Origin of the sequence: Hoeflea sp. AS60 (assembly GCF_038900115.1) — a bacterium.
Lineage (GTDB): Bacteria > Pseudomonadota > Alphaproteobacteria > Rhizobiales > Rhizobiaceae > Hoeflea.
On record NZ_JBBMQP010000002.1, the window covers coordinates 1,756,709 to 1,781,152 of the forward strand.

A 24,444-nucleotide genomic window follows, 5' to 3' on the forward strand; every position below is an offset into this window, starting at 1 on the left:
TCAGTAGTGCACCCGTCGTTCAATAAAGCGGAACTGGACCACGGTCAGGATGCCGACCAGTCCAAGCAGGACGACCGACTGGGCGGCCGAAGAGCCCAGATCCTGGCCGACGAAGCCATCGGAAAAGACCTTGTAGACCAGGATCGTGGTCGATTGCTCAGGCCCACCTTTGGTGATGGTGTGAATGACGCCGAAGGTGTCAAAGAAGGCGTAGATGATGTTGACCACCAACAGGAAGAAAGTGGTTGGCGAGAGCAACGGAAACACGATGGTCCAGAACCTGCGCCAGAAGCTGGCACCGTCGATCGCCGCAGCTTCTATGACGCTTTTCGGAATTGCCTGCAGGCCGGCAAGAAAGAACAGGAAATTGTAGCTGATCTGCTTCCAGGCCGAGGCGGCTACAACCAGCGCCATGGCCTGACCGCCATCGAGAGTGTGGTTCCAGGCATAGCCCATTTGCGAAAGCGCCCAGGTGATGATGCCGGTGAACGGATTGAACATGAACAGCCACAACACACCGGCGATGGCGGGTGCCACCGCGTAGGGCCAGATCAGAAGCGTGCGGTAGGCACCCGATCCCTTGATGACACGATCGGCGAGGACTGCGAGCCAGAGTGCAAAGGACATGGCCGAGACGGTGACCAGCACAGAGAAGACGGCCGTCGTAAGGAACGACTCGCGATAATAGCGATTTCCGAAGAGATATTCGAAATTGCCGAAGCCGACGAACTGGGTCTTCAGCCCGAACGGATCAGGGATGAAGGCAGACTGGTAGATCGCCTGCCCTGCCGGCCAGAAGAAAAACACAAATGTGACAAGCAGCTGCGGGGTTACCAGCAGATAGGGCAGCCAGCGGTTGTCAAATACGACACGCTTTTCCATGAATCACCAACCGGGAAGAGAAAACCGGCGGAGCCTTTGACAGCTCCGCCGGACCAACAATGTTAGCGGTTGGCCTGCTCAAAACGGCGGAGCAGTTCGTCACCACGGGAGACGGCAGTATCCAGCGCGTCTTTCGCGGATTTCGAACCGTTCCAGACACCTTCGAGTTCTTCGTCGATGATGCCGCGGATCTGGTCAAAGTTGCCCAGACGCAATCCCTTGGAATTGGCGGTCGGCGCCTTGCCCGTCATCTGGATGATGGCAATGTCAGTGCCCGGGTTTTCTTCGTAATATCCGGACGCCTTGGTTGCTTCATAGGCAGCCATGGTGATCGGCAGGTAACCGGTGTCCTGATGCCATTTGGCCTGGATGTCGGAGCTTGAGAGGAAGTTGAAGAACGCCGCAACGCCCTTGTACTCTTCAGCTGTCTGGCCCTCCATGGCCCACAAGGATGCGCCACCGATAATGGTGTTTTGCGGGGCACCTTCAACATCGCTCCAGTAAGGCAGCGGACGGATGGCGAAGTCGAAAGTTGCTTCCTTCTTCACACCGGCATAGCCAGCCGAAGATTCGGTGAACATAGCGCATTCACCGGCGCGGAACGGTGCACCACCTTCATTGCGGCGGCCCGAATAGATGAACTTGCCATCCTTGGCCCACTGACCGAGCGTTTCCACGTGCTTGACCTGAACATCGCCGTTGAAGGTAAGTTCGGTATCAACTCCGGCAAAACCGTTCTCTTGCGAAGCGAAGGGAACATTGTGATAGGCGGAGAGGTTCTCGAGATGAATCCAGCTCTGCCATGCAGTGGTCAGCGGGCACTTGTTGCCAGATGCCTTTAGCGCGTCGAGTGCGGTTCCGACCTTGTCCCAGGTCGACAGATCCATTTCCGGATCAAGACCGGCAGCCTTCAGCGCGTCCTTGTTGACGTAAAGGACAGGCGTCGACGAGTTGTAGGGCAGCGAAAGCATCTGGCCTTCGGTGGTGGTGTAGTAACCGGCAACGGCAGCCAGATAGGCTGACTGATCAAACGGCAGGCCTGATTCGGCCATGACTTCATAGACGGGCTTGATGGCACCCTTGGCGGCCATCATTGTGGCGGTACCGACTTCGAAAACCTGAAGAATGTCAGGCTGTTCGCCTGCGCGGAATGCGGCGATGCCGGCATTGAGCGTTTCGGAGTAGTTGCCCTTGTTGGTGGCGACAACGGTGTAGTCGGTCTGGGACGCGTTGAACTTTGCGACCTGCTCGTCGAGAAGCTCTCCGAGGCGTCCGGTAAAGGCATGCCAGAAATCGATCTGAGTGGCGGCGCTGGCTGGCGCGACGCCAGACATGAGTGCAGCGACAACGCCGGCGGCGATGAATTTTTTCATGTGAACTTCCTCCCTTGATGGGAAACGCGTGAAAACGAACGTAACCCGAAAGGGAAACGTAACTCCGGAGCGTCTACCGCGCAAATGAAAACAGTTTTGTGACAGGAAGTGTGGAAAACGAAACCGCGAGCGCACTTTCTCTGCATTGCAAGGCAATCAACTGGATTATCAGAAAAATCCTGCAACTGATTAATTCCCGGCGAGGCGAAAGCGGGCTTTCCATTCCGCTTCGCATTGCGCATCATGTGCACTGCAAAATAAACGCGAAGTGCGAGGGGCACCGATGTACGATTATCCGCTTTTGTGGGAATGGCTGAGCTTTGCCGTTCGCTGGCTGCATGTGATCACGGCAATCGCCTGGATCGGGTCCTCGTTTTACTTCATCGCGCTCGATCTGGGGCTGGTGCAGCGGCCCGGGCTGCCGGAAGGCGCTTACGGCGAAGAGTGGCAAGTCCACGGCGGCGGGTTTTATCACGTCCAGAAATATCTGGTGGCGCCGCCCAATCTGCCGGAGCATCTAACCTGGTTCAAATGGGAAAGCTATGTCACATGGCTGTCCGGCTTCGCGATGCTGTGCGTGGTCTATTATGCCGGTGCGGAGCTCTACCTGATCGATGCCAATGTGCTCGATGTCTCGGCCCCGATCGCAATTTCCATCTCGCTCGCCTCGATCGTGTTGGGCTGGATCATCTATGACACGCTGTGCAAATCGCCGATCGGGCAAAGCACCACGGGGCTGATGCTGGTGCTGTTCGCGGTGCTGGTGGCAATGGCCTGGGCCTATACGCAGGTGTTTTCAGGTCGCGCTGCGCTGTTGCATCTGGGCGCCTTCACCGCGACCATCATGAGCGCCAATGTGGCGATGATCATCATCCCGAACCAGAAGATCGTGGTGGCGGACCTCAAGGCGGGACGGACGCCGGATCCGAAATATGGCCGCATCGCAAAACAGCGCTCGCTGCACAACAACTATCTCACCCTGCCGGTCATCTTCCTGATGCTGTCCAACCACTATCCGCTGGCGTTTGCCACGCAGTGGAACTGGCTGATTGCGGCGCTGGTGTTCCTGATGGGCGTCACCATCCGTCACTGGTTCAACACGGTTCATGCGCGCAAGGGAAAGCCGCACTGGACATGGGCTGCGACTGTCGCGCTGTTTCTTGCCGTGATCTGGCTGTCGAGCCTGCCGCGCGCGGATGAGGTGGTGGAAGAAGCTTCGCTTGCACCGGTGCATGAGCGGTTCGTCACAAACGCACATTTCGAGGCGGTCACCGACATGGTGATGGGCCGTTGTTCGATGTGCCACGCCGCAGAACCCGCATGGGACGGGATCGCCCATGCGCCGAAGAATGTGCGGCTTGATACGGTGGAAGATATCGCCCGCCACGCGCGCGAGATCTACATCCAAGCCGGACGCAGCCACGCCATGCCGCCAGGCAATATCACCTATGTCGAACCGGAAGAACGGGCACTGATCGTCGCCTGGTATGAATCCACCATCGCCGGCGAGACCAAAGCTGGTGAGACAGGGCAATGACAACAAAACTGCTGCGCGGACGGACGCTGAGTTTCAAGTCCCGCCCGCAGGCGCGCGACGATCATGCAAGCTATGTGTATGAGGCCGACGGTGCGCTGCTTGTCGAGAACGGATTGATCACGGCGGCGGGTGCTTATGAAGATGTAAGATCCAAGGCCCCGGCAGATATCGAGATCATCGATCACCGGCCGCACCTGTTGATGGCCGGCTTCATCGATCCGCATATTCACTTCCCGCAGATGCAGGTGACCGCAAGCTACGCCGCCAATCTTCTCGAATGGCTCAACACCTACACATTCGTCGAGGAACAGCGCTTTGCCGATGCGGCGCATTCCGAACGCTTCGCCACACTGTTCTTTGACGAATTGCTTCGGCACGGCACGACCACTGCCGCGGCCTATTGTTCCGTTCACAAGGGCTCGGCTGATGCCTATTTCACTGAGGCCGCACGCCGCAACCTGCTGATGGTTGGCGGCAAGGTGATGATGGACCGCAATGCGCCCGAAGCGCTGACCGACACGGCGCAATCGGGCTACGATGACACCAAGGCGGTGATCGCGGCCTGGCACGGCAAGGGACGCAATCACGTGGCGATCACACCGCGTTTTGCCATCACCTCTACACCGGCGCAGCTTGAAGCCGCAGGAACTCTGGCGCGCGAGCATCCCGACCTTCTGATCCAGACGCATTTGTCCGAAAATGACGCGGAGATTGCCTATACGCTCGAGCTCTATCCCGAGGCCAAGGATTACACCGATGTCTATGCCCGTTACGGCCTCCTGACGGACAAGATGCTGCTCGGTCATGCCATCCACCTGTCGGACAGGGAAATCGGCGCGATAGCCGAAGCCGGTGCCGTTGCGGTGCATTGCCCGACCTCGAACCTTTTTCTCGGATCAGGTCTTTTCGATCTCAAGCGGCTCAAGGAGCACGGCGTTCGAACTGCGATTGCCACCGACATCGGCGGCGGATCGAGCTACTCGCTGTTGAGAACCCTCGACGAAGCCTACAAGATCCAGCAATTGCGCGGCCACCGCCTGCCCCCGATTGAAAACTACTGGCAAGCCACGCGCGGCAATGCCGAGGCGCTTGGGCTTGTGGACCGGATCGGGACACTTGAGCCCGGGAGTGATGCCGACATCATCGCGCTTGACGCCCGCGCAACGCCCGCCATGCAGATCCGGATGGAGACCGTTCAAACGCTGGAAGAAGAACTCTTCCTCATGCAAACAATGGGCGACGACAGGGCTGTCCGGCAGGTCTATGTTGCTGGAGAGGCTACCCAGCAATAGTTCCAGGCGGGCCAATAGATATTATTTTCGCCACTGTCATAATTCCGTCTTAACCCTTCGTTAACACTCTTCATGCAAGCTGTTAGTCAGCAGCGGTCTTTTAGAAGATTGCTTATAAAGTCGCGTGAGCACGGATGTACTGCCACGCGGCTTTTGCTTTTTCCGGAACAGCCGGAGCACTCCCCCCGATACCATTGACTGGCGCGACACCATGATTTGGCATGCCGTTTATGGGACGCGCATCAGACACACTGTGCGTCCATCAATGGCTACAAGACTGAGCGTGCGCCTCAACTGCCGCGGTAGGTGGAGTAGCCATACGCCGAAATCAACAGCGGCACATGGTAGTGGGAACCGGTATCAGCAATACCAAAGCGGATCGGGATCACATCGAGAAACGCAGGATCGGGCAGTTTGTCGCCGGTTGAGCGCAGATAATCTCCTGCATGAAACCGCAGCTCATAAACGCCGCGCTCAAGGTCCAGACCGACAAGAAGCGGAGCGTCGACCCGGCCATCGGCATTTGTGCTGACGGTCTTGAGCAGATGATGATCAAGCCCTTCGATCCGGATGAGTTCGATCACCATGCCGGCTGCCGGGCTGCCACGGGCGGTATCGAGCACATGTGTGGTCAGGCGTCCGGTGGGGATTGGTTGGGCGGACATCGGCGTCTCCTTGGTCACTTTGGTGCAGCGCGCCTTGAACGAGCTGCAGGATTGTTCAGATCGTTGCCGGTTTGTGGAGTCAGGCAGTTTCTATCAGATAAGCCGTATCATAGCTGACTTCTTCAAGATTGGTGCCGCCACCTTCGCGGTCCATGACCAGAAAATCACTTGGTTTGTCGACAGCAATCAGCGGGTGATGCCAGACATTGCGGGCGTATTGCACGCCGACATGACCGGGAACACGGAAAGCGCGTGGTTGACCGGGCCTGCCACCGGCATCAGGAGCAACCACTGCAATCCAGTCGCCTTGCGTGACCGGAAAGAACGCCTGACTGCCAAGCGGATGACGCTCCATCATGTCGACCGCGTAGGGAAACTCTCGCGGCTGGCCACGAAACAGCGAAAGAATGGTTTTCCCGCCCTCCGTGTGTGTATCCGCCATGGCAAGTCCATGAAAGCGTTCGGTGGTGCCGCCGTTGATCATTCGCAATTCTGCCGCCGCGGTATCCAGCACGTTGCCGAACGGCGCAAAAGCCTCAGCAGTCAGCGGCTCAAGTTGAAGCTTTTCCATCGGCTGCTCACGCTTCCGTCAAGATCGACGCAATGCGAAACCCGGCGATTTTTTCCACCTGGCCACAGGCGGTCGCGAATTCCGTTTCCGCATCGTTGTCGACGCGGGTCTCAAAGGCGGCGAGAATGCTGTCCTTGTCGTGCCCCTTGACCGCGATGATGAAGGGAAAACCGAAATCCCTCATGTAGCGCGTGTTGAGTTCCGTGAACCTGGCGTGTTCCTCCGCACTCAGCCGGTCAAGCCCGGCGCCTGCCTGCTCGGATTTGGATTCCTCGGTCAGCCCGCCGGCGATTGCCAGCTTGCCTGCGAGATCGGGGTGCGCGCAGAGCACGCCCATGCGCTCGTCATGACTGGCGGCATTGAACTCCGCACAAAGTGCTTCATGCACCGGGCCCGCCTGCAAAGGAGTGACAATACGACCATTGTCAAAAGCACGTTCAGCGATCCAGGGCGAATGCTCGAACACGCCCCCAAGAAGGCTGACAAAGTCATCACGGCTGCTCATGCCTTCTTCTCCGGATGATGACTGGCATGCCAATGATTGGCGATGTCGATGCGGCGGGTGACCCACGCCTTGTCGTGAGACCTGACGTAATCAAGGAACCTTGCAAGTGCTGCGGCGCGGCCGGGACGTCCGACCAGGCGGCAGTGCAGGCCGATCGACATCATCTTCGGACTGCCCGCAGCACCTTCCGCCATCAGGACGTCGAACGTATCCTTGAGATAGGTGAAGAACTGGTCGCCCGAGTTGAAACCCTGCGGCGTGGCAAACCGCATGTCGTTGGCGTCAAGTGTGTAGGGCACGATCAGATGCGGGCCTTTTGGCCCCTCGACCCAATAGGGCAGATCATCGGCGTAGGAATCAGCTGAATAGACGAAGCCCCCCTCCTCCATGACCAGCTGCAATGTATTAACCGAGGGCTTGCCCTGATAGATCCCGAGGGGACGCGAGCCGGTCACTTCGGTGTGGATCCGGACGCATTCGGCGATGTGGCGGCGTTCTTCTTCCTCTGAGAAATCCTTGTATTCGAGCCAGCGCAGTCCGTGGCTGGCGATCTCCCAGCCAGCTTCGTTCATGGCGGCGACAGCTTCCGGATTGCGCTGCATGGCGAGCGCCACACCATAGACGGTGACCGGCATGTTGCGCTCGGTGAACATCCGCCAGAGCCGCCAGAAGCCTGCGCGGGAGCCGTATTCGTAGAGCGATTCCATGTTGGTATTGCGCTGACCCGGCCAGGGCTGGGCGCCTACGATCTCTGAAAGCAGGCTCTCGGATGCCGGATCTCCATCAAGAATCGAGCTTTCGCCGCCCTCTTCGTAGTTGACGACGAACTGAACGGCGCAATGCGCACCTGTCGGCCATTTCGGGTCAGGCGGTGTCCGGCCATAGCCAATCAGGTCGCGGGGATAAGGTGTAGTGTTCATTGGTCAGCCCATCTCTCGGTTCAGCGAACGGTAGCAGCCCAGCACCAAATGTCGAGACCAGGACTTTGAAGAAAAGCCGCAAACTGTTGCGGCGATTTCAACAGGTTGAGGGCGCGCAGTACCCTAGTGATCAGCTTAAGCTTTAGCCGCCTTGGCTGCGTGGTTGGCAACAGAAAAACTCAAGGGCGTCTCCGGCCCCTCCTCACCGGTGATTTCGGCCACAAGACAGTCAGCCATGCGGTGGGCAATACCGAAGCTGATCTTGAAGCCTCCCGCCATCGCAAGAACACCGGACGCACCTGGGATGGGCCCCAGCATCGGATCACGGCCGACTGCGCGTGGGCGCACGCCGGCCCAACGACGGATGATCGGGGCATGCTTGATCATGGGGCAAAGCTTGCGGGCTCTTTCGACGATCTGATCCAGCCTGTCATCAGTCCCATGCGGGTCATCGAACTTGTTTTCGCTGGTTGAGCCGATGGCGACATGGCCGTTTTCGTGCGCGATCACATAGACGCCGTCATCATAGACAAGCGGCAAGCCTGGCGGGGCCTTTGCATCGAGAAGCGCCGCCTGGCCCTTCACGCCACCGCCCAGCGACGGCGCCTGCAGGCCCATGAGACGCGCGATCAGGGGAAACGCGTCTACTCCGTTGGCCAGCGCCATATGGCCAAAACCGATTGCAGATCCGTCCGAGAGCTTCGCCACCTTGTCGCCCGGGATTATGTCCACGACTGCTGTGCCCAGTCGCAGATCGATTTTCGGCATGACCGCAAGGCTCGACAAGAGTGCAACGAGCAGGCCTGGAGGCGACACGCGTGCCGACAGCGTCTCGTGAACAATGCCGTGTGGAGCGTGCAGGATATTCGGCCAGTCTCCCCTGTCCGCAGTATGGTTTACCTCGTAGCTGAAGCGCCCGCCCCAATTGGCCTTGGCATCCGAGATCCGCTCACTCGCCGTTGCCCGACCGCGTTCGGATGTCACCGGCAACAGCCGACCGACCCGGCGATAGGCGCAATACTCTCCCGTTTCCGATTCCAGCCGTGCGATCTCGTCTTCAAGATCGATCAGGGCGCGGAACTGGAAGTCTTTCTTTCCATTCCAGCGCTCGGGGCTGTGTGGCATGAGCGCGCCCAGAAACCCGCCGCTGGCACCATCGCCCGGGTTGCCGCGTTCGACCAGTGTGACCGACAGACCGGCACGCGCCGCTTTCACCGCGAGCCACAATCCTGCCACCCCGGCTCCAGCGATCAAAAGATCAGGCACAGCTTGACCGCTGCGCGGTGCACCTCTATCGGCAACAGCCATGATCGATCCCCCTGAACCAGATGACGACACTGCCCGTGAGCGCATAGCTCTGTCCTGGCATGAGGGCGATATGCCTTATTCGGAGGAATTTGGCGACTTCTATTATTCCAAGGCGGATGGCCGGGCTGAATGCCGGCACGTCTTTCTGGCCGGAAACGGCCTTCCCGATCGCTTTGCCGGCAGAGAGCAGTTCATCATAGCTGAGCTTGGATTTGGCACAGGGCTCAACTTCATTGAAACGTGGTCAGCCTGGGAAACAGATGCGCCGGAAGGTGCCCGGCTGGAGTACCACTCTTTCGAATTGCGACTGCTTGACCGCGATGACATCGAGCGCGCGCTTGCGGCGTGGCCGGATCTGGGCATCAAGGCTCAAGAGCTTGCGGCTCGATGGCCAGGCCATCCCGATGACGATGTTCGGATCGAGCTCGAGAGCCAGAACAGATTGATCTGCCTGCAGATCCATGCCGGGCTTGCGCTGGAGCAAATGACAGAAGCGAGGTTCTCCGCGGACGCCTGGTATCTTGACGGGTTCTCGCCGGCCCGCAATCCCGACATGTGGTCAGCCGAGTTGATGGGCGCTGTCGCCGACCGGACAAGCGAAGGCGGGACATTTGCCACCTACTCCGCAGCCGGCTGGGTGCGGCGGAACCTGCAGGCGGCGGGCTTCGCGGTGGAGAAGCGTCCGGGCCACACAGGCAAACGCGACATGAGCGTGGGCACTCTCGATCGCGCGCCACGCAGGCTGGTCGAAACTCAACCGTCAAACTGAGCGTTTGCCAACCTGTCAGATGCTCCTGGCGCCCAAGCGGAAACCATTTGCAACGTCCGGCTCAGCTGTCGGTGATTTTTGCAACGATGTCCGCAGGCAACCATTCACGGATCTTTGCTTCGAGTTTTTCAGGGCTGATCGGCTTGGAAAGGTAGTCGTCCATCCCCGCTTCCAGACAGCGTTCCTTGTCACCTGTCAACGCGTGGGCGGTAACCCCCACGATCGGCGTATGGCCAAGTCCGGGATCTTCAGCTTCCGCCTTGCGGATCGCCTGCGTCGCCTGATGCCCGTTCATGACGGGCATCGAAACATCCATCAGCACCAGCGCCGGGCGGTGGCTTTTCCATATGTCAAAGGCGCTGCCTCCATTGTCGACGATCTGGTAGTGCAATCCCAGCTCATCCAGAATTTGGGTAAAGACGATCTGATTGACTTCATTGTCCTCAGCGACAAGCAGTTCAAGGTGGGTGCCTTTAGATGGCTTTGAAGCGGCCCTTGACGCCTGGACCATCGGTTTCGAGGGTGCTGCAACCTTATGCGGAACGGTGCCTTGATCAGCCGAAGGGACTGGCAAGGCCACAGCTTCTGTTTTTCCCCCTGGCTTCGCCTGCGCGGCGACCTGCAAGACCCTTACAATTGTCTCAAGCAGCAGCGAGGAGCGAGCTGGTTTCATCAGTGTGGCCTGCACTGCGCTCTTGCGGAAGTCTGCATCCGTTGACTTGAGGTCCATCGAAGTCAGCATCACGATCGCCGGTTGGTCAGGACCAAACGCCTCCCGGATCGCGCGGGCAGTCATCACGCCGTCCATATCAGGCATGTGGTAGTCGAGAATGATCACATCGACAGGAACGCCATAGTTTTTCGCCGCAGCAAGCACGTCGAGGCCTTCACGGCCTGAAACCGCAGCGCAGGAATCGAAGCCCCAGGCGGTCAATTGTTCAATCAGGATGGAGCGGTTGACGGGATTGTCATCGATGGCGAGAACCCTGGCCCCGGTTACATCGATCGGTGCAATCCGGGCCGGCACGGCACTGGTGCGGTCCACTGGCATATTCAATTCGATCGTAAAAACAGACCCCTGTCCAGCCTCGCTGTCGGCGCGGATGCTGCCCTCCATCAGACTGACCAACCGCGAGGTAATCGCCAGTCCCAGCCCGGTGCCCTCGTGCCTGCGGGTGGACGAGTTATCGACCTGGGAGAATTTGTCGAACACCGCTTCCAGTTTGTCCGGTGGAATACCAATACCGGTGTCGTGCACCCGAACCGTCAGATCAAGGCTGTCTGCTGCGGTGACAGAACCGGTTACCTCGATCAGGACATGACCCGATTCGGTGAACTTGATGGCATTGCCGGCAAGGTTGGTGACAATCTGGCGGAAGCGCCCCATGTCTCCGATCACCCGCGTCGGCATTGCCGGGTCAACGCGGACAATCAGTTCGATGTCCTTTTCCGCGGCGCGGCTCGATATAAGGGATGCAACGTCCTCGACTGTCTCGGAAAAATCGAAGGACGCCTGATCAAGAACGAGCTGGCCTGCGTCAATCTTCGAGAAATCCAGAATGTCGTTGATAATGGTAAGCAGTGCATTACCTGACTTGACGATGACATCGGTGAACGTGCGCTGTCGTGTATCAAGCTCAGTCCGCGCCAGAAGCTCGGCCATGCCAAGAACGCCATTCATCGGCGTCCTTATTTCATGGCTCATATTTGCCAGGAATTCTGATTTCGCGCGATCGGCGGTTTCCGCCTTGACCAGCAGTTCCTGCAGCTCAGTTTCGCGGTGTTTTGCGTCGGTGACATCCGTATAGGTCATGATCATCGCGCCGTTATTGGTCGGCTTCGCGTCAATCCGAAGCCAGCGACCGGACGCAGTCTGTCGCTCGATCGTGTGAGCAATCAGCCTTTCATGGCAATCATTGACCTTCGCGCGAGTAACGGTGGCCGTTTCATCGCTTCCGTAATCTCCGCGGGCCTCGCAAAAATCAAGAAACTCATTGAGGTCTTTGCCCACCACCGCAATTTCCTGCGGGACCTCGAGCATCTCGAAGAATGCGTCATTGGCGAACTCGATCACCCTTCTGTTCGTCACCATCAGGCCCTGCGCCATGGCCCCGGCTGCTCCCCTGAGCAATTCGCTGGCCCGCTCAACTTCGGCTCTGGCAAGGTCCCGTTCCTGCTCGCGCTGTTTGAGTTCGGTGACATCGAAATACGATATCATCCTCTTGCCTTCCGACAGCGCCCGAACGGAGTAGATCATGGTCCGGCCATCGGCGCGGGAGAATTCACGGGGCTCAACAAAACCGCCGCGAATTTCCACCAGCCTGTCCTCAACGTACTTTTCGAAATCGGCTTCGGCGACCTGATAGATGCCGTTATGCCGATTGACGTCGATGAGCTTGCGGAAGGAGGCACCGATAAAATCGGTTTCCGGCGCTATTTTCCAGATCCGGAAGAACGCGCCGTTGATCAGTTCGATATTGGTATCACGGTCGACCACGACCATACCCAGGTGCATGGCCTCAATGACGCTTTCGAGGTCAGACTTGTGAAGCTCAGAGCGCCTTTTTGCGTCTTGGACTTCCCGCTCGCGACGCTTGATCTCACTGATGTCGATCGTCGTTCCCAGTAAGTAGCGTCGACCACCGGGGCCGGTGAAACCAATCTTGCGGTCATTCAGCCTGAGCGTTTCACCTTTTGCGCTGTCCAGCTCGATTTCGCCCTCTATCAAGCTGTGACCGTTCATCACTTCTGCGTCGGCCTTGCGCAGCACTCCGCCCTGCTCGCCGAATATCTGGAAATCATCCCGGCCAATCATGTCTTGTTTGGAAAGACCGGTCAGTTCGCCATGAGCCCGGTTGACGTAGATATAACGGTAGTCCTCATCCTTGACGAAGCTCGAGATGGGCATTTCGTCGAGGATTGCGCGGAACAACTGGTTTTCCGCAGCCTTGGTCTCAAGCGCAGTCTCGCGTTCCTTGAGCTCGGTGACATCGATCCTCAGACCCAGAGTGTAGCCATCTTTAAGGGCGCGGTTGATGAGCCGGATCCAGCGACCATTCTTGAGACGCTCGACAGTGGCTTTGCCATAGTCACGATGGATCGAAATACGATGTTCGATCCAGGCCTTGCGAGCTTCGGGGTCCTCTTCCGCGCTGAAGCTGCAACTGACTTCCAGAACAGCACGGACGGATTGGCCGACCTGCATCGCGTAGTCGGGAGCGGTAAGGGAATCCATCTCAGGATTGACATAAATGAGAACATCGTTCGGATCGTAGAGCACGATACCGACGTCCATGCAGTCAAAGATCTCGTTGAAGCGGTCCAGAAGAGATTTGTCGGCTGAATTGTCGCGTTCATCGGCCTGGTGCCGGTCTTGAAGCCGGACGGCGTCCACTTTATCCGCAGATTGATCCCGCTGAGCATCCGCGTCGACAACCGGCGTTTCATGAGCCGATTTTTTCGCATCCAGCGCATGGTCAGATGCGGGAACGCCTTTCGGCGTGTTTACAGGTGCTGCAACTGACTGATCCCGGTTTGTATGCCCGGTTTCGAACCTCACGCCCGCGATCGGCTCGAAATGACCGATGATGAAGGTCTTGCCGGAATCCTGGCGCTCCCGATGGATGCGGATCCGGTAGCGGCCACCCTTGAGTGGATGAGCGAACAAGGCCACCTGATCCTTGCCGAAAACAAGGCTGCGGCGCTCTTTCTCATCACGATCATTCTGCTCGACAGATTCAAAATGCTGATGGCTTTGCTGGCCGATCAGGGAAGCCGGCGAGCAATCCCACAATTCTGCATAGGCCGAATTGACGGCAAGATAGCGCAGTTCAGAATCCTTGACGAACGCCGGATTAGGGTCGCTCGACACCTGCGCACAGGCATTTGCAAGCGAATCTTCGCTATTGTTGTTGTCAACTTCATCCACCCGGCAGTCCCCATCGATGCAAGCATTCGCCTGATTCTGCATTTACCAAGTTGCACACTGGCCTTGAATAAAGCGTTAACCATCAATTACGGAGTAGCCCCCCCGGCTTTCGCGAAACTGTATCTCGCTTTCAGGTTGCGTGAAGGAGCCCAGTAAATATGCATCTCAGACCGTCTTGCCGGATTGCCCAGTCCGGCATAGCGTCGTGGCTTGAGGCGCCTTTGGCCAATTGCTTGCGGCCAGGCGAGGCAATTTACTGGAACCAGACAGGGCGCACCCAAATGAGCAAGATCGAGGACATCGTTGCCACTGCAATAGAGAATACGGCAGGTGCTCCGGAAAGGCGCAGGCGTGCTGGCGGCGGACGTGGTGGAGACCGCGGCAAAGGCAGGAAAGGTCCTGCCACTCTTCGCTACCGTTCCATCCTCAACACCCAGGATCCGTCGCTCATTCTGTCAGAAGAAGGGCTGGAGGCCATCCATGAAGCCTCACTGACTGTGCTTGAGCAGATCGGGATGGATTTCATGCTCAAGGAAGCGCGTGACCGTCTTGAAGCTGCTGGCGCTCATGTTGTCGCCGGAACAGAGCGGGTACGGCTGGATCGCGACTTTATCATGGATCTGGTTGCCAAGGCGCCGGGGCCATTCACGCTGCATGCCCGCAATCCGGAGCGCAATATTGAAATCGGCGGGCAAAACATCGCTTTTGCCCAGGTCGCCTCCGCACCTTATTGCTCGGACCGCGACAATGGCCGGAGAACAGGAACCCAGGAAGACTTCCGCAATCTGATCAAGCTGGCTCAATCCTACGACATCATCCACATGACCGGCGGCTACCCTGTAGAACCGACCGATATCCATGCCTCGATTCGCCATCTGGATTGCCTGTCTGATCTGGTCAAACTGACAGACAAGCCGTTCCATGCCTATTCCCTGGGCAGGGAGCGCAATCTTGATGCACTCGAGATCGTGCGCATCGGCCGAGGCGTTACCGCTGAGCAGCTCGAAGCCGAGCCGTCCCTGTTCACGATCATCAATGCATCTTCTCCGCTTCGATACGACGCTCCGATGTTGCAGGGCATCATCGAGATGTCGGCGCGCAATCAGGTGGTGGTGATCACGCCGTTCACGCTGGCCGGCGCGATGGCTCCGGTTACCATAGCCGGCGCACTGGTGCAGCAGAATGCAGAGGCGCTTGCAGGCATCGCCTTTACGCAGCTCGTCCGGCCCGGCGCGCCGGTGGTCTATGGCGGGTTCACCTCCAATGTAGACATGAAATCTGGCGCGCCAGCCTTCGGAACACCCGAATACATGAAAGCAGTGATGGCCGGCGGGCAACTGGCCCGGCGGTACGGGGTGCCCTACCGCACATCCAACACCTGCGCGGCCAATACGCTCGACGCCCAATCAGCCTATGAATCGATGATGTCGCTTTGGGGCGTAGTTCAGGGCGGCGGAAACTTCATCATGCATGCGGCTGGCTGGATGGAAGGTGGACTGACTGCATCGTTCGAGAAATTCGTGATGGATGTCGACATGCTGCAAATGGTCGCCGAGTTTCTGGCACCGCTCGACACCAGCCCGGATGCACTTGCCATGGATGCAATTTCGGAAGTCGGCCCTGGCGGGCACTACTTCGGCACGGCACATACGCTGTCGCGCTACGAGAGCGCGTTTTATTCACCCATCCTTTCGGACTGGCGCAATTTCGAAAGCTGGAGCCTTGCGGGTCAACCGACGACCTACGACCACGCCAACCGGGTCTGGAAGGAAACACTGGCGAATTATGAGGCACCACCGCTGGATGAGGCAATCTCAGACGAACTCGACGCCTTTGTCGCAAAGCGCAAAGAAGAAGGCGGCGTGCCGACGGACTTCTGATCAGGCGATCACGCGTGTTTTCCGATTGGTCAGCCAGACCCCAATCACGACAATCAGGGTGCCGATGATCATCGGCACCGTCAGCGCCTCGCCAAAGAGAAACCAGCTTTCAATGGCAACTGCGGGCGGCACCAGATAGGTCAGCGACGCGGCGCGCGACACCTGACCGCGGCGGATAAGATACAACAGGAGCATGATCGAGACGAGAGATAAGCCAAGCACAGACCATGCCATGGCCAGCACAAACTCCATGGTCCAGTCTATCCGCAGCGGCTCGATCAACAGCGCCAGCGGCATGACCACCAGGAACCCTCCGACATACTGGAGCGCGGCGATGGCGCGCAGGTCGCCTTCCTGGAGATAGCGTTTCTGATAGATGGTTCCTGCCGTGACCGAGGCCATGGCGAACACATTGACCAGCAACGGCACAAGCGCAATTTGCAACATCGAGGAATCGAGCGCCAAGAGTCTCGGCAGGATCGCAACGCTCAGACCTGCAAAACCAAGGATGACGCCGAATTGTTGAGGCCGCGTCAGACGCTCTCCCACGATGAGCGGTGCGGCAAGCGCGGTCAGAAGAGGCTGCAGGGCGGCGATAAGACCCGAAACCGACGACGGTACCCCTTGCGAGATCGCCCACCAGACGCCGCCAAGATAGATGCCATGCAGGAAAACGCCGGAAACGATTCCATGCAGCCAGCCGGAACGGGTCGAAGGCCAGGCTGCACGGCTTGCAAAGGTGATCAAGCCAAACAGAAGTGCAGCAAGCGTGAAACGCATACTCAGGAACGTGAGAGGATCTGCGTGCGGGCTCGCATATTTGGCTACAATCCATCCGGTGGACCAGAGCAAAACGAAAAGAGCCGGCGCAATACGGTCGAGAGTCATGAGAGGTTCAGCCTCTTTGCAAGCGACGCCATCCGCTGAGGAAAGCACGTTGCGGAGCGATAAACCCGGCCCAGCAGAGAAGCAAGCCAACAGTCCGGTAATGTGTACGACTGAAGCTCAATTGCAACATCGCCCGAAAAAATGCATCCACACCCGGAACAAAGAGAAATCCTGCATCGTTCTTGCTTTCTGTCCAATGATGCGATCTTATGATCTCAAAAAGGGGAGCACCAAACACGTGCCTTTCGATGAAATGCTGAATGCGGAGAGCCTTCCGAGAGCACCCTACAATGGGTACTTCAACTGGCATTCGGAACAGAAGACGTCGGAGCTGATCAAGAAGTCCCGCGACGCGGAAAACATCTTTCGGAAGACCGGCATCACCTTTGCGGTCTATGGAAAGAACGATTCGTCGGAACGGCTCATTCCATTCGACATTGTGCCTCGCATCATCTCCGGCTCCGAATGGCGCAAGCTGGCGCAAGGCATTGAACAGCGCGTTATGGCGCTGAACTCGTTTCTTGATGACATCTATCACAAGCAGGAGATCATTAAGGCGGGCCGCGTGCCACGCGCATTGATCGAGCAGAATGATGCATTCCTGCCCGAAATGATCGGGATGCGTCCTCCCGGAGGCGTTTACACGCACATCATCGGCACGGACATCGTCCGCACTGGCGAAGGCCAGTTCTATGTTCTGGAAGACAATGCACGGACACCATCGGGCGTATCCTACATGCTCGAAAACCGTGAAACGATGATGCAGATGTTTCCCGAACTGTTTCATCTCAACAGGGTCCGGCCGGTCGAGAACTACCCGAAACTCCTGCGCCAGAGTCTTGCTGCAGTGGCGCCGCCCGGCTGCGCTGGCAAGCCGCGGATCGCGGTATTGACCCCAGGCATCTTCAATTCCGCTTACTATGAGCACGCCTACCTCGCCGACCAGATGGGCGCCGAACTGGTTGAAGGCTCGGACCTGCGCGTGGTCAACGGCAAGGTCGCGATGCGAACCGTTCAGGGCTATGAGGCAATTGACGTCCTCTACCGTCGGGTCGATGATGATTATCTGGACCCGCTGACGTTCCGCCCGGATTCGACGCTTGGCGTGCCCGGCATCATGGATGTCTATCGTGCTGGCAACATCACAATCGCAAATGCGCCAGGCACGGGGATCGCGGACGACAAGGCGATCTATTCCTACATGCCGGAAATTGTAGAGTTCTACACCGGCCGCAAACCGATGTTGGAGAATGTGCCAACATACCGCTGTTCCGAACCTGATACACTGAAATATGTGCTGGAAAATCTGGCTGAACTTGTGGTCAAGGAAGTCCATGGATCAGGCGGCTACGGCATGCTGGTGGGACCGGCTGCGAGCAAGCGCGAACTGAGCGAATTCGCAGCCAAACTCAAAACAAGGCCAAGCAATTACATCGCCCAGCCGACGCTGTCGCTGTCAACGGTGCCGATCCTCACCAAGAAAGGCCTCGCACCACGACATGTCGATTTGCGGCCCTATGTTCTGGTTTCCAATAAAGTTCAGATCATTCCAGGCGGGTTGACCCGGGTGGCTTTGAAAGAAGGATCTCTTGTGGTCAATTCCAGCCAGGGAGGCGGCACCAAGGATACATGGGTGCTGGAGGATTGAACATGCTGGGAAGAACTGCAAACGGCCTGTTCTGGATGTTTCGCTATATCGAGCGCGCGGAAAATACCGCACGCCTGATTGATGCCGGCCTGAGAATGTCCCTCACCCGTATGGACGGCCAGGAAGAAGACTGGGAATCTGTGCTGCGGAGCTCGGGCGTGTACAGCGCCTATTGTGCTTCAAATTCCGAAGTCACCAGTGCGGATGCGGTCAATTACCTGCTGCGCGACAAGTCCAATCCATCGAGCATTCTGTCGGCGATCGAAGCTGCCCGAAACAACGGCCGCATGGTGCGAACGGCGCTGACACGGGAGGCATGGGAAGCGACCAACGAATGTTATCTCGACATCAAGGCGCAGCTTGCCCGGAAGGTCTCGAGTGCAGACATGCCGGCGGTTATCGATAACATCAAGCAGCGAACGGGCCTTATCCGTGGTGCGTTTCACGGCACCATGCTGCGAACCGAACGATACAATTTTTCACGCATCGGAACCTTCATTGAGCGCGCTGACAACACCTCGCGTATTCTTGATGTGAAATATTATGTCTTGCTGCCTGCGAGTTCATATGTCGGCTCGTCGCTGGACAATGTGCAGTGGGAATCGATCCTGAGATCCGTTTCAGCACACAGGTCCTACGGTTGGGTCTATGATGACGATTACAAGCCTTCAAATATCGCAGACTTTCTGATCCTGAACGGCCGCATGCCGCGATCGCTGGCTTACTGCTACGACAAGATCAATGCCAACCTGTCTTACCTCGAAAGGCAATACGGCACGCGGCCATCCTGCCACGATACTGCGGCTGCGACGCAAGGGATGCTGCGGGAGCGGGAAATCAAGGAAATTATGGATACAGGCCTGCACGAATTTCTCCAGGATTTCATCAGCCAGAACAGCCGGGTTGCTGCCGAAATCGCCGAAGACTACCGGTTCTATCAGGACTGATTTCATGCAGCTCAAAATTTCCCACGTGACCGAATATGCCTATGCACAGCCTGTGCGATATGCACTGCAACGCCTGAGGTTAACGCCGCAGAACAGCCCGCTGCAAACAGTCAATTCATGGGCCATGGAAGTCGAGGGCGGAACAGTCGAGGCTCAATATACCGATCATTTCGGCAATGTGGTTGAATTGGTCAAGGCCAGCCGTGACACCAAGGCTATCAGGGTTGTCGCATCCGGCGTTGTGGAAACCTTTGACAAGATCGGCGTTTCCGGCCCGCATAAGAGCTACATGCCGTTGTGGCTGTATCAGAGGGAATCGGCGCTCACCAAACCGGGCAAGATGATCCGCGAACTCGCCCGTGGCATCGGAAAGGGTGAACCGCTTGACCAGCTTCACAGCCTGAAAACCGCTTTGCATAAAGCCATGGCCTATGTTCCAGGTGCAACACAGACACAGACTGTAGCAGAGGATGCGCTGGCCTCCGGAAAAGGTGTTTGCCAGGATCACGCCCAGACATTTGCAGCAGCAGCTCGCGTAATGGGATTTCCAGCGCGGTACGTCTCGGGCTACCTGATGATGGAAGAGACGCCCGATCAGGCGGCGAGCCACGCATGGGCTGAAGCCCATGTCGACGGGCTGGGCTGGGTAGGGTTTGATCCCGCCAACGACATCTCGCCTGATGAGCGCTATGTCCACATCGCCTACGGCCTTGACTACAAGGACGCCGCGCCGATTTCCGGAATCCGCACCGGAACCGGTGAAGAACTGCTTGCAGTTCGCATAACAGTAGAGCAATAAGAATCGATCAGCATCTTTCAGAGGTCGATTCGCGAATCATGACTTATTGTGTCGGGCTTCGCCTGAACAAAGGCCTCATCTTTATGTCCGACACCCGGACAAACGCTGGCGTCGACAACATTTCAACCTTCCGCAAGATGTACACCTGGTGCAAACCCGGTAACCGCTTGATTACGCTCATGTCTGCCGGAAATTTGGCGACCACGCAGACAGTGGTCAGCATGCTTGAAGAGCACAGCAAGGCCGCCGAAGACCGGCATCCGGACATCATGGAAGCGCCATCGATGTTTGAAGTGGCGCGTCTGGTCGGCGAGACTGTGCGCGATGTGATCAAGACCGCATCGGATGGCGGACACCAGAGCGAGTCCACTTTCAGCGCCACGTTCATTCTTGGAGGTCAGGTCGCGGGCGGCGCCATGCGGATGTTCCTGGTCTATCCGGAAGGCAATTTCATCGAAGCCACCGATGACAATCCGTTCTTCCAGATCGGCGAGCACAAATACGGCAAGCCAATTCTGGTGCGCGCTTACGATCCAGACATGAGCTTCGAGATGGCGACAAAGCTGCTCTACGTCTCGTTCGATTCGACATTGAAATCGAACCTTTCGGTGGGTCTGCCGCTCGATCTGCAATTTTACGATCGCGACAGCCTGACCAAAGGCTACGAGAAACGCATCCAGGCCAGCGACCCCTATTACCGCAAGATATCGGACGGTTGGTCGGACGCATTGCGCTCGGCGTTCAACAGTCTGCCGGATTTCGCCCGCGACTAAGTTGCGGCTGGATCGACCCGGGTTATTGCGCCGCCGTGGCTGCTCGAAGTCCGCCGGTTTCCTCGATGAATGCCACCACATCCTCGATACCGGCACCACGCCGCATGTCGGTAAACAGGTGTGGTCGGCCTTTCCGGCCAGCGGACGCATCGCGTTCCATGACTGCAAGATCCGCGCCGACATGGGGTGCGAGATCCATCTTGTTGATCAGCAGAAGATCCGACCGGGTGATCGCCGGCCCGCCCTTGCGCGGGATCTCCTCGCCCTGACAGACCGAAATCACATAGATCGTCAGATCGGCGAGATCAGGCGAAAACGTTGCGGCAAGATTGTCCCCGCCGGATTCGATGAAGATGATGTCCAGATCAGGATGACGCTCGTTGAGCGCATCGATGGCGCGCAGATTGAGCGACGCGTCCTCGCGGATTGCCGTATGCGGACATCCGCCGGTCTCGACACCGATCACCCGGTCGGACGGCAACGCCTGCATGCGGACCAGCGCCTCGGCGTCCTCCCGGGTGTAGATGTCATTGGTGATCACGCCGATGGAATAGGTGTCGCGCATCGCCTTGCACAGCTTGTCGGTCAGCGCGGTCTTGCCGGAGCCAACCGGACCGCCGATGCCGATGCGGAGAGGGCCATTCGATGAAGTCATGACAGAAACAACCGTGGCTGGAGGATCTCGTGGTTCATGGAGGCAATATCGGCGATAAAGGCCGCGCCGCCAAGATCTTCCAGTGTCGAGCGGGCGGCGCGCTCAGCGGTCTGCTCGACACTGATCTCAAGGCCGGCAAGGGCTTTTGCAGCGCCATCCTGACCGACCACTGACAGCCTTATGGCACATTGCAGCTGATTGGATACAAAGGCGTGCAGATAGGCGCCGACAGTCAGGCGCGGGGCGATCCCGTCAATTCCGGCAGCAACGCCAACGGCCACCGGCAGCGGCGTTGCCCTGCCCGGAAAGTGACCGGGTTCGACCCAATGCGAAACGGCCTGAACAAACGAAGTCCCCTGCCCCACCGTTTCGTTAAGCCGTTCCTGGCCAACACACAGAGCCTTGCAGAGCGAGGACAGCTCGGCGAGTTGCCCCCTGTCGTCCTTGCAGCGGTGCGCCTCCACCAAAATGACAGCGTCGTTCCACTGTGCCCCTTGGGTCAGCTGCACGTTGATCCAGTCCGAAAGCGAGGTGCTTTCAATGACGTGGCCGGCGTGGACCGCTTGTTCCAGGCCTGCGGAATAGGCAAATCCGCCAATCGGGAAAACCGGAGACAGCCAACTCATGAGCCGCAGAAGTGCTGTTGCATCGCTCATTTCGCAGCCTCGCGGCGCAGCCACTCCGCCACAGCGTCCGCCATGGTTGAACCCGCATGGGCTTTCATCCACGCCATGAAGGAGCGGTTGAACTTGAAGCGTTCGCCAATGGCCGCATTAAAAAAGCGGCGCACATTCTGGGTGTTGCGATAGTCGGCGTCGATCACGGTATCACCCGTGATCGGATCGCTGTGCCAGTCGCGTCTTTCAGTCATGACTATGACCATGATCGTGGTCGTCATGGTGGTGGCTGGCATGCACACCGCCGTAGGCACCGCCTTCAGGCACAAACGGCGCCTCTATGTCTTGGACCGTTGCACCCAGGCCAATGAGCATGTCGCGGATCACATGATCACGCCTCAGCCGGATCATCGTTTCGGTGATTTCCGCCGCAAGATGGCGGTTGCCGATCTGCCAGGCGAGCGACAGCAGATGCCGGGCGTCACTGCCCCGCACCTCCATCAATGGCTCAGGTTCAGCGCGGACCTCGATGATACGGCCATCATCAAGCACCAATCCGTCACCATGGCACAACAGCCGCGCCTGCGGCAGATCGAGCAGGAAGGTGATCGTTGACCCATTCTCCAGCCGGTCTGAAACCATGCGCATGCGCCGGCGATGGCGCGCAGTCTCATCCAGCGTGATGGTGGCGGCGGGCGTATCAAAACCCCTTCTGACCGAATTGGCTGAAGGAAGCGTCATGCAGTTCCCCCCAGCTCGATCAAAACAGGAAATACCGTTGCGCCATCGGCAACACGGTTGCCGGTTCACAGGTCAGCAGTTCACCATCGGCCCGAACTTCATAGGTTTCCGGATCAACTTCGATATGGGGCAGCGCGCTGTTGAGCAGCATCGAGGATTTGGAGATGCCGCCGCGGGTGTTTTCGACGGCGCACATCTGCTTGGCCGTGCCCAGCTTGTGGGACAGTCCGTCCTCGATTGCCGCCTGGCTGACGAAGGTGACGGACGATTCGGTCCGCGCCCTGCCGTAAGCACCGAACATGTTGCGATAGTGCACCGGCTGCGGCGTTGGAATCGAGGCGTTCGGGTCGCCCATGGGTGCAGCCGCGATCATGCCGCCCAGCAACACCATGTCAGGTTTGACGCCGAAGAAGGCCGGGTTCCACATCACCAGATCGGCGCGCTTGCCGACTTCGATAGAGCCGATGTGCTTGGAAACGCCCTGCGCAATGGCCGGGTTGATAGTGTATTTGGCGATGTAACGGCGGACGCGGAAATTGTCGTTGTCGCCATTCTCTTCCGGCAAGGGCCCACGCTGGCGCTTCATCTTGTCGGCGGTCTGCCATGTGCGGATGATGACCTCGCCGACGCGGCCCATGGCCTGACTGTCCGACGCGATGATCGAGAACGCGCCGATATCGTGCAGAATGTCTTCGGCCGCGATCGTTTCCTTGCGGATGCGGCTTTCGGCGAAAGCAATGTCCTCGGGGATCGAGCTGTCGAGATGATGGCAGACCATCAGCATGTCGAGATGCTCGGCGATGGTGTTGACCGTGTAGGGCCGGGTCGGGTTGGTCGAGGACGGGATGACGTTCTTGAGCCCGCAGACCTTGATGATGTCGGGTGCATGGCCGCCACCGGCGCCTTCTGTGTGGAAGGCGTGAATGGTACGGCCCTTGATGGCATCGACCGTGCTTTCTACAAAGCCGCTCTCGTTGAGCGTGTCGGTGTGGATCATCACCTGGACGTCGTACTGATCGGCAACTGAAAGACAATTGTCGATGGCCGCCGGCGTGGTGCCCCAGTCCTCATGCAGTTTGAGCGCACAAGCGCCGCCAAGGATCATTTCCTCAAGGGCTGCAGGCTTCGAGGCATTGCCCTTGCCCGACAACCCGATGTTCATCGGAAACGCATCCATGGCCTGGATCATGCGACCAATGTGCCAAGGACCCGGGGTGCAGGTGGTGGCCAGCGTGCCGTGCGCCGGGCCTGTGCCGCCGCCAAGCATGGTGGTCAACCCGCTCATCAGCGCTTCCTCGATCTGCTGCGGGCAGATGAAATGAATATGGCTGTCAAAACCGCCGGCGGTGAGGATCTTGCCCTCTCCGGCGATAACTTCGGTTCCTGGTCCGACGATGATGTCGACGCCTGGCTGGGTGTCGGGATTGCCAGCCTTGCCGATGGCTGCAATGCGGCCGTCGCGCAGGCCAATGTCAGCCTTGAAGATGCCGGTATGATCCACCACCAGCGCATTGGTGATCACCGTATCGACTGCACCGTCAGCGCGGGTCACCTGGCTTTGACCCATGCCGTCGCGGATCACCTTGCCACCGCCAAACTTGACCTCTTCACCGTAGGTGGTGAAATCCTTCTCGACCTCGATGAAAAGTTCAGTGTCGGCAAGCCTAACCTTGTCGCCAACGGTCGGGCCATACATGGCGGCATAGGAGGCGCGGGTGATCTTGGCGGGCATAGGCGATCCTCGTT

General features: G+C 58.2%; 22 protein-coding genes. 8 read left to right on the top strand and 14 right to left on the bottom strand.

Translation table 11 applies throughout. The features are described 5' to 3' along the window. Both ugpA and ugpB read right to left on the bottom strand, forming a co-directional pair. Window positions 1–882, bottom strand: a complete 882-nt coding sequence (gene ugpA, locus WNZ14_RS18830) for a sn-glycerol-3-phosphate ABC transporter permease UgpA (RefSeq protein WP_342870147.1) — start codon at window positions 880–882, stop codon at window positions 1–3. A 62-nt stretch (window positions 883–944) separates the two neighbouring features. Then, on the bottom strand, window positions 945–2,255 hold the full coding sequence (gene ugpB, locus WNZ14_RS18835) for a sn-glycerol-3-phosphate ABC transporter substrate-binding protein UgpB (RefSeq protein ID WP_342870148.1): 1,311 nt from the start codon (window positions 2,253–2,255) through the stop codon (window positions 945–947). Window positions 2,256–2,538: 283 nt separating this feature from the next. Between ugpB and WNZ14_RS18840 the strand changes: the two genes are divergently transcribed. After that, complete coding sequence (locus WNZ14_RS18840) at window positions 2,539–3,792, top strand: urate hydroxylase PuuD (protein WP_342870149.1); 1,254 nt, start codon at window positions 2,539–2,541, stop codon at window positions 3,790–3,792. Continuing rightward, the gene (gene guaD, locus WNZ14_RS18845; protein WP_342870150.1) at window positions 3,789–5,084 is read left to right on the top strand and encodes a guanine deaminase; all 1,296 of its coding nucleotides are present in this window, start codon (window positions 3,789–3,791) and stop codon (window positions 5,082–5,084) included. The genes WNZ14_RS18840 and guaD overlap by 4 nt, the downstream gene beginning before the upstream one ends. Before the next feature lie 290 nt (window positions 5,085–5,374). Here guaD and uraH read toward each other — a convergent pair whose 3' ends face one another. The 5 genes from uraH to WNZ14_RS18870 form a co-directional block, all read right to left on the bottom strand. Further along, window positions 5,375–5,749 (bottom strand): hydroxyisourate hydrolase, encoded by a 375-nt coding sequence (uraH, locus tag WNZ14_RS18850; protein WP_342870151.1) that lies wholly within the window; start codon window positions 5,747–5,749, stop codon window positions 5,375–5,377. 79 nt (window positions 5,750–5,828) lie between these two features. Next, window positions 5,829–6,320 (bottom strand): ureidoglycolate lyase, encoded by a 492-nt coding sequence (locus WNZ14_RS18855; protein WP_342870152.1) that lies wholly within the window; start codon window positions 6,318–6,320, stop codon window positions 5,829–5,831. A gap of 7 nt (window positions 6,321–6,327) precedes the next feature. Further along, complete coding sequence (gene uraD / locus WNZ14_RS18860; RefSeq protein WP_342870153.1) at window positions 6,328–6,825, bottom strand: 2-oxo-4-hydroxy-4-carboxy-5-ureidoimidazoline decarboxylase; 498 nt, start codon at window positions 6,823–6,825, stop codon at window positions 6,328–6,330. Further along, window positions 6,822–7,745, bottom strand: a complete 924-nt coding sequence (gene puuE / locus WNZ14_RS18865; protein ID WP_342870154.1) for an allantoinase PuuE — start codon at window positions 7,743–7,745, stop codon at window positions 6,822–6,824. Before puuE ends, uraD begins: the two co-directional genes overlap by 4 nt. Before the next feature lie 135 nt (window positions 7,746–7,880). Further along, on the bottom strand, window positions 7,881–9,053 hold the full coding sequence (locus WNZ14_RS18870) for an FAD-dependent oxidoreductase (RefSeq protein ID WP_342870155.1): 1,173 nt from the start codon (window positions 9,051–9,053) through the stop codon (window positions 7,881–7,883). Here WNZ14_RS18870 and mnmD point away from each other — a divergent pair. Next, window positions 9,052–9,822, top strand: a complete 771-nt coding sequence (gene mnmD, locus WNZ14_RS18875) for a tRNA (5-methylaminomethyl-2-thiouridine)(34)-methyltransferase MnmD (RefSeq protein ID WP_342870156.1) — start codon at window positions 9,052–9,054, stop codon at window positions 9,820–9,822. The two genes, WNZ14_RS18870 and mnmD, sit on opposite strands and share 2 nt — an antisense overlap. 61 nt (window positions 9,823–9,883) lie before the next feature. Here the strand turns inward: mnmD and WNZ14_RS18880 are convergent, their stop codons facing one another. Next, window positions 9,884–13,750: a PAS-domain containing protein gene (locus WNZ14_RS18880; RefSeq protein WP_342870157.1), complete on the bottom strand. Its 3,867-nt coding sequence runs from the start codon at window positions 13,748–13,750 to the stop codon at window positions 9,884–9,886. A gap of 281 nt (window positions 13,751–14,031) precedes the next feature. Here WNZ14_RS18880 and WNZ14_RS18885 point away from each other — a divergent pair, with 281 nt between their 5' ends. Beyond that, window positions 14,032–15,630, top strand: coding sequence for a trimethylamine methyltransferase family protein (locus tag WNZ14_RS18885; RefSeq protein ID WP_342870158.1), 1,599 nt, complete (start codon window positions 14,032–14,034; stop codon window positions 15,628–15,630). On the opposite strand, the gene WNZ14_RS18890 is transcribed toward WNZ14_RS18885, so the two are convergent. Next, window positions 15,631–16,518 (bottom strand): DMT family transporter, encoded by an 888-nt coding sequence (locus tag WNZ14_RS18890; protein WP_342870159.1) that lies wholly within the window; start codon window positions 16,516–16,518, stop codon window positions 15,631–15,633. A gap of 199 nt (window positions 16,519–16,717) precedes the next feature. On the opposite strand from WNZ14_RS18890, the gene WNZ14_RS18895 reads away from it, so the two are divergent. The 4 genes from WNZ14_RS18895 to WNZ14_RS18910 are packed head-to-tail and all read left to right on the top strand — an operon-like array spanning window position 16,718 to window position 20,685. Continuing rightward, window positions 16,718–18,166: a circularly permuted type 2 ATP-grasp protein gene (locus WNZ14_RS18895; RefSeq protein ID WP_342870284.1), complete on the top strand. Its 1,449-nt coding sequence runs from the start codon at window positions 16,718–16,720 to the stop codon at window positions 18,164–18,166. 2 nt (window positions 18,167–18,168) lie between these two features. Beyond that, window positions 18,169–19,113: an alpha-E domain-containing protein gene (locus WNZ14_RS18900; RefSeq protein ID WP_342870160.1), complete on the top strand. Its 945-nt coding sequence runs from the start codon at window positions 18,169–18,171 to the stop codon at window positions 19,111–19,113. Window positions 19,114–19,117: 4 nt separating this feature from the next. Next, window positions 19,118–19,912, top strand: a complete 795-nt coding sequence (locus tag WNZ14_RS18905; RefSeq protein ID WP_342870161.1) for a transglutaminase family protein — start codon at window positions 19,118–19,120, stop codon at window positions 19,910–19,912. Window positions 19,913–19,950: 38 nt separating this feature from the next. After that, window positions 19,951–20,685: a proteasome-type protease gene (locus tag WNZ14_RS18910; RefSeq protein WP_342870162.1), complete on the top strand. Its 735-nt coding sequence runs from the start codon at window positions 19,951–19,953 to the stop codon at window positions 20,683–20,685. A 22-nt stretch (window positions 20,686–20,707) separates the two neighbouring features. Here WNZ14_RS18910 and ureG read toward each other — a convergent pair whose 3' ends face one another. The 5 genes from ureG to ureC are packed head-to-tail and all read right to left on the bottom strand — an operon-like array spanning window position 20,708 to window position 24,430. Beyond that, window positions 20,708–21,340 (bottom strand): urease accessory protein UreG, encoded by a 633-nt coding sequence (gene ureG, locus WNZ14_RS18915; RefSeq protein ID WP_342870163.1) that lies wholly within the window; start codon window positions 21,338–21,340, stop codon window positions 20,708–20,710. Then, window positions 21,337–21,996, bottom strand: coding sequence for an urease accessory protein UreF (locus WNZ14_RS18920; RefSeq protein ID WP_342870164.1), 660 nt, complete (start codon window positions 21,994–21,996; stop codon window positions 21,337–21,339). Before WNZ14_RS18920 ends, ureG begins: the two co-directional genes overlap by 4 nt. Further along, the gene (locus WNZ14_RS18925) at window positions 21,993–22,211 is read right to left on the bottom strand and encodes a DUF6434 domain-containing protein (RefSeq protein ID WP_342870165.1); all 219 of its coding nucleotides are present in this window, start codon (window positions 22,209–22,211) and stop codon (window positions 21,993–21,995) included. The genes WNZ14_RS18920 and WNZ14_RS18925 overlap by 4 nt, the downstream gene beginning before the upstream one ends. Beyond that, window positions 22,204–22,698, bottom strand: coding sequence for an urease accessory protein UreE (locus WNZ14_RS18930; RefSeq protein WP_342870166.1), 495 nt, complete (start codon window positions 22,696–22,698; stop codon window positions 22,204–22,206). The genes WNZ14_RS18925 and WNZ14_RS18930 overlap by 8 nt, the downstream gene beginning before the upstream one ends. 19 nt (window positions 22,699–22,717) lie before the next feature. Continuing rightward, window positions 22,718–24,430, bottom strand: coding sequence for an urease subunit alpha (gene ureC / locus WNZ14_RS18935; RefSeq protein ID WP_342870167.1), 1,713 nt, complete (start codon window positions 24,428–24,430; stop codon window positions 22,718–22,720). Between the last annotated feature and the right edge of the window lie 14 nt (window positions 24,431–24,444).

Excerpts from the sequence above, each read along its gene's own strand:
- ugpA (WP_342870147.1), bottom strand. The coding sequence starts at position 882 with ATGGAAAAGCGTGTCGTATTTGACAACCGCTGGCTGCCCTATCTGCTG.
- ugpB (WP_342870148.1), bottom strand. The coding sequence starts at position 2,255 with ATGAAAAAATTCATCGCCGCCGGCGTTGTCGCTGCACTCATGTCTGGC.
- WNZ14_RS18840 (WP_342870149.1), top strand. The coding sequence starts at position 2,539 with ATGTACGATTATCCGCTTTTGTGGGAATGGCTGAGCTTTGCCGTTCGC.
- guaD (WP_342870150.1), top strand. The coding sequence starts at position 3,789 with ATGACAACAAAACTGCTGCGCGGACGGACGCTGAGTTTCAAGTCCCGC.
- uraH (WP_342870151.1), bottom strand. The coding sequence starts at position 5,749 with ATGTCCGCCCAACCAATCCCCACCGGACGCCTGACCACACATGTGCTC.
- WNZ14_RS18855 (WP_342870152.1), bottom strand. The coding sequence starts at position 6,320 with ATGGAAAAGCTTCAACTTGAGCCGCTGACTGCTGAGGCTTTTGCGCCG.
- uraD (WP_342870153.1), bottom strand. The coding sequence starts at position 6,825 with ATGAGCAGCCGTGATGACTTTGTCAGCCTTCTTGGGGGCGTGTTCGAG.
- puuE (WP_342870154.1), bottom strand. The coding sequence starts at position 7,745 with ATGAACACTACACCTTATCCCCGCGACCTGATTGGCTATGGCCGGACA.
- mnmD (WP_342870156.1), top strand. The coding sequence starts at position 9,052 with ATGATCGATCCCCCTGAACCAGATGACGACACTGCCCGTGAGCGCATA.
- WNZ14_RS18870 (WP_342870155.1), bottom strand. The coding sequence starts at position 9,053 with ATGGCTGTTGCCGATAGAGGTGCACCGCGCAGCGGTCAAGCTGTGCCT.
- WNZ14_RS18885 (WP_342870158.1), top strand. The coding sequence starts at position 14,032 with ATGAGCAAGATCGAGGACATCGTTGCCACTGCAATAGAGAATACGGCA.
- WNZ14_RS18890 (WP_342870159.1), bottom strand. The coding sequence starts at position 16,518 with ATGACTCTCGACCGTATTGCGCCGGCTCTTTTCGTTTTGCTCTGGTCC.
- WNZ14_RS18895 (WP_342870284.1), top strand. The coding sequence starts at position 16,718 with ATGCGATCTTATGATCTCAAAAAGGGGAGCACCAAACACGTGCCTTTC.
- WNZ14_RS18900 (WP_342870160.1), top strand. The coding sequence starts at position 18,169 with ATGCTGGGAAGAACTGCAAACGGCCTGTTCTGGATGTTTCGCTATATC.
- WNZ14_RS18905 (WP_342870161.1), top strand. The coding sequence starts at position 19,118 with ATGCAGCTCAAAATTTCCCACGTGACCGAATATGCCTATGCACAGCCT.
- WNZ14_RS18910 (WP_342870162.1), top strand. The coding sequence starts at position 19,951 with ATGACTTATTGTGTCGGGCTTCGCCTGAACAAAGGCCTCATCTTTATG.
- ureG (WP_342870163.1), bottom strand. The coding sequence starts at position 21,340 with ATGACTTCATCGAATGGCCCTCTCCGCATCGGCATCGGCGGTCCGGTT.
- WNZ14_RS18920 (WP_342870164.1), bottom strand. The coding sequence starts at position 21,996 with ATGAGCGATGCAACAGCACTTCTGCGGCTCATGAGTTGGCTGTCTCCG.
- WNZ14_RS18925 (WP_342870165.1), bottom strand. The coding sequence starts at position 22,211 with ATGACTGAAAGACGCGACTGGCACAGCGATCCGATCACGGGTGATACC.
- WNZ14_RS18930 (WP_342870166.1), bottom strand. The coding sequence starts at position 22,698 with ATGACGCTTCCTTCAGCCAATTCGGTCAGAAGGGGTTTTGATACGCCC.
- ureC (WP_342870167.1), bottom strand. The coding sequence starts at position 24,430 with ATGCCCGCCAAGATCACCCGCGCCTCCTATGCCGCCATGTATGGCCCG.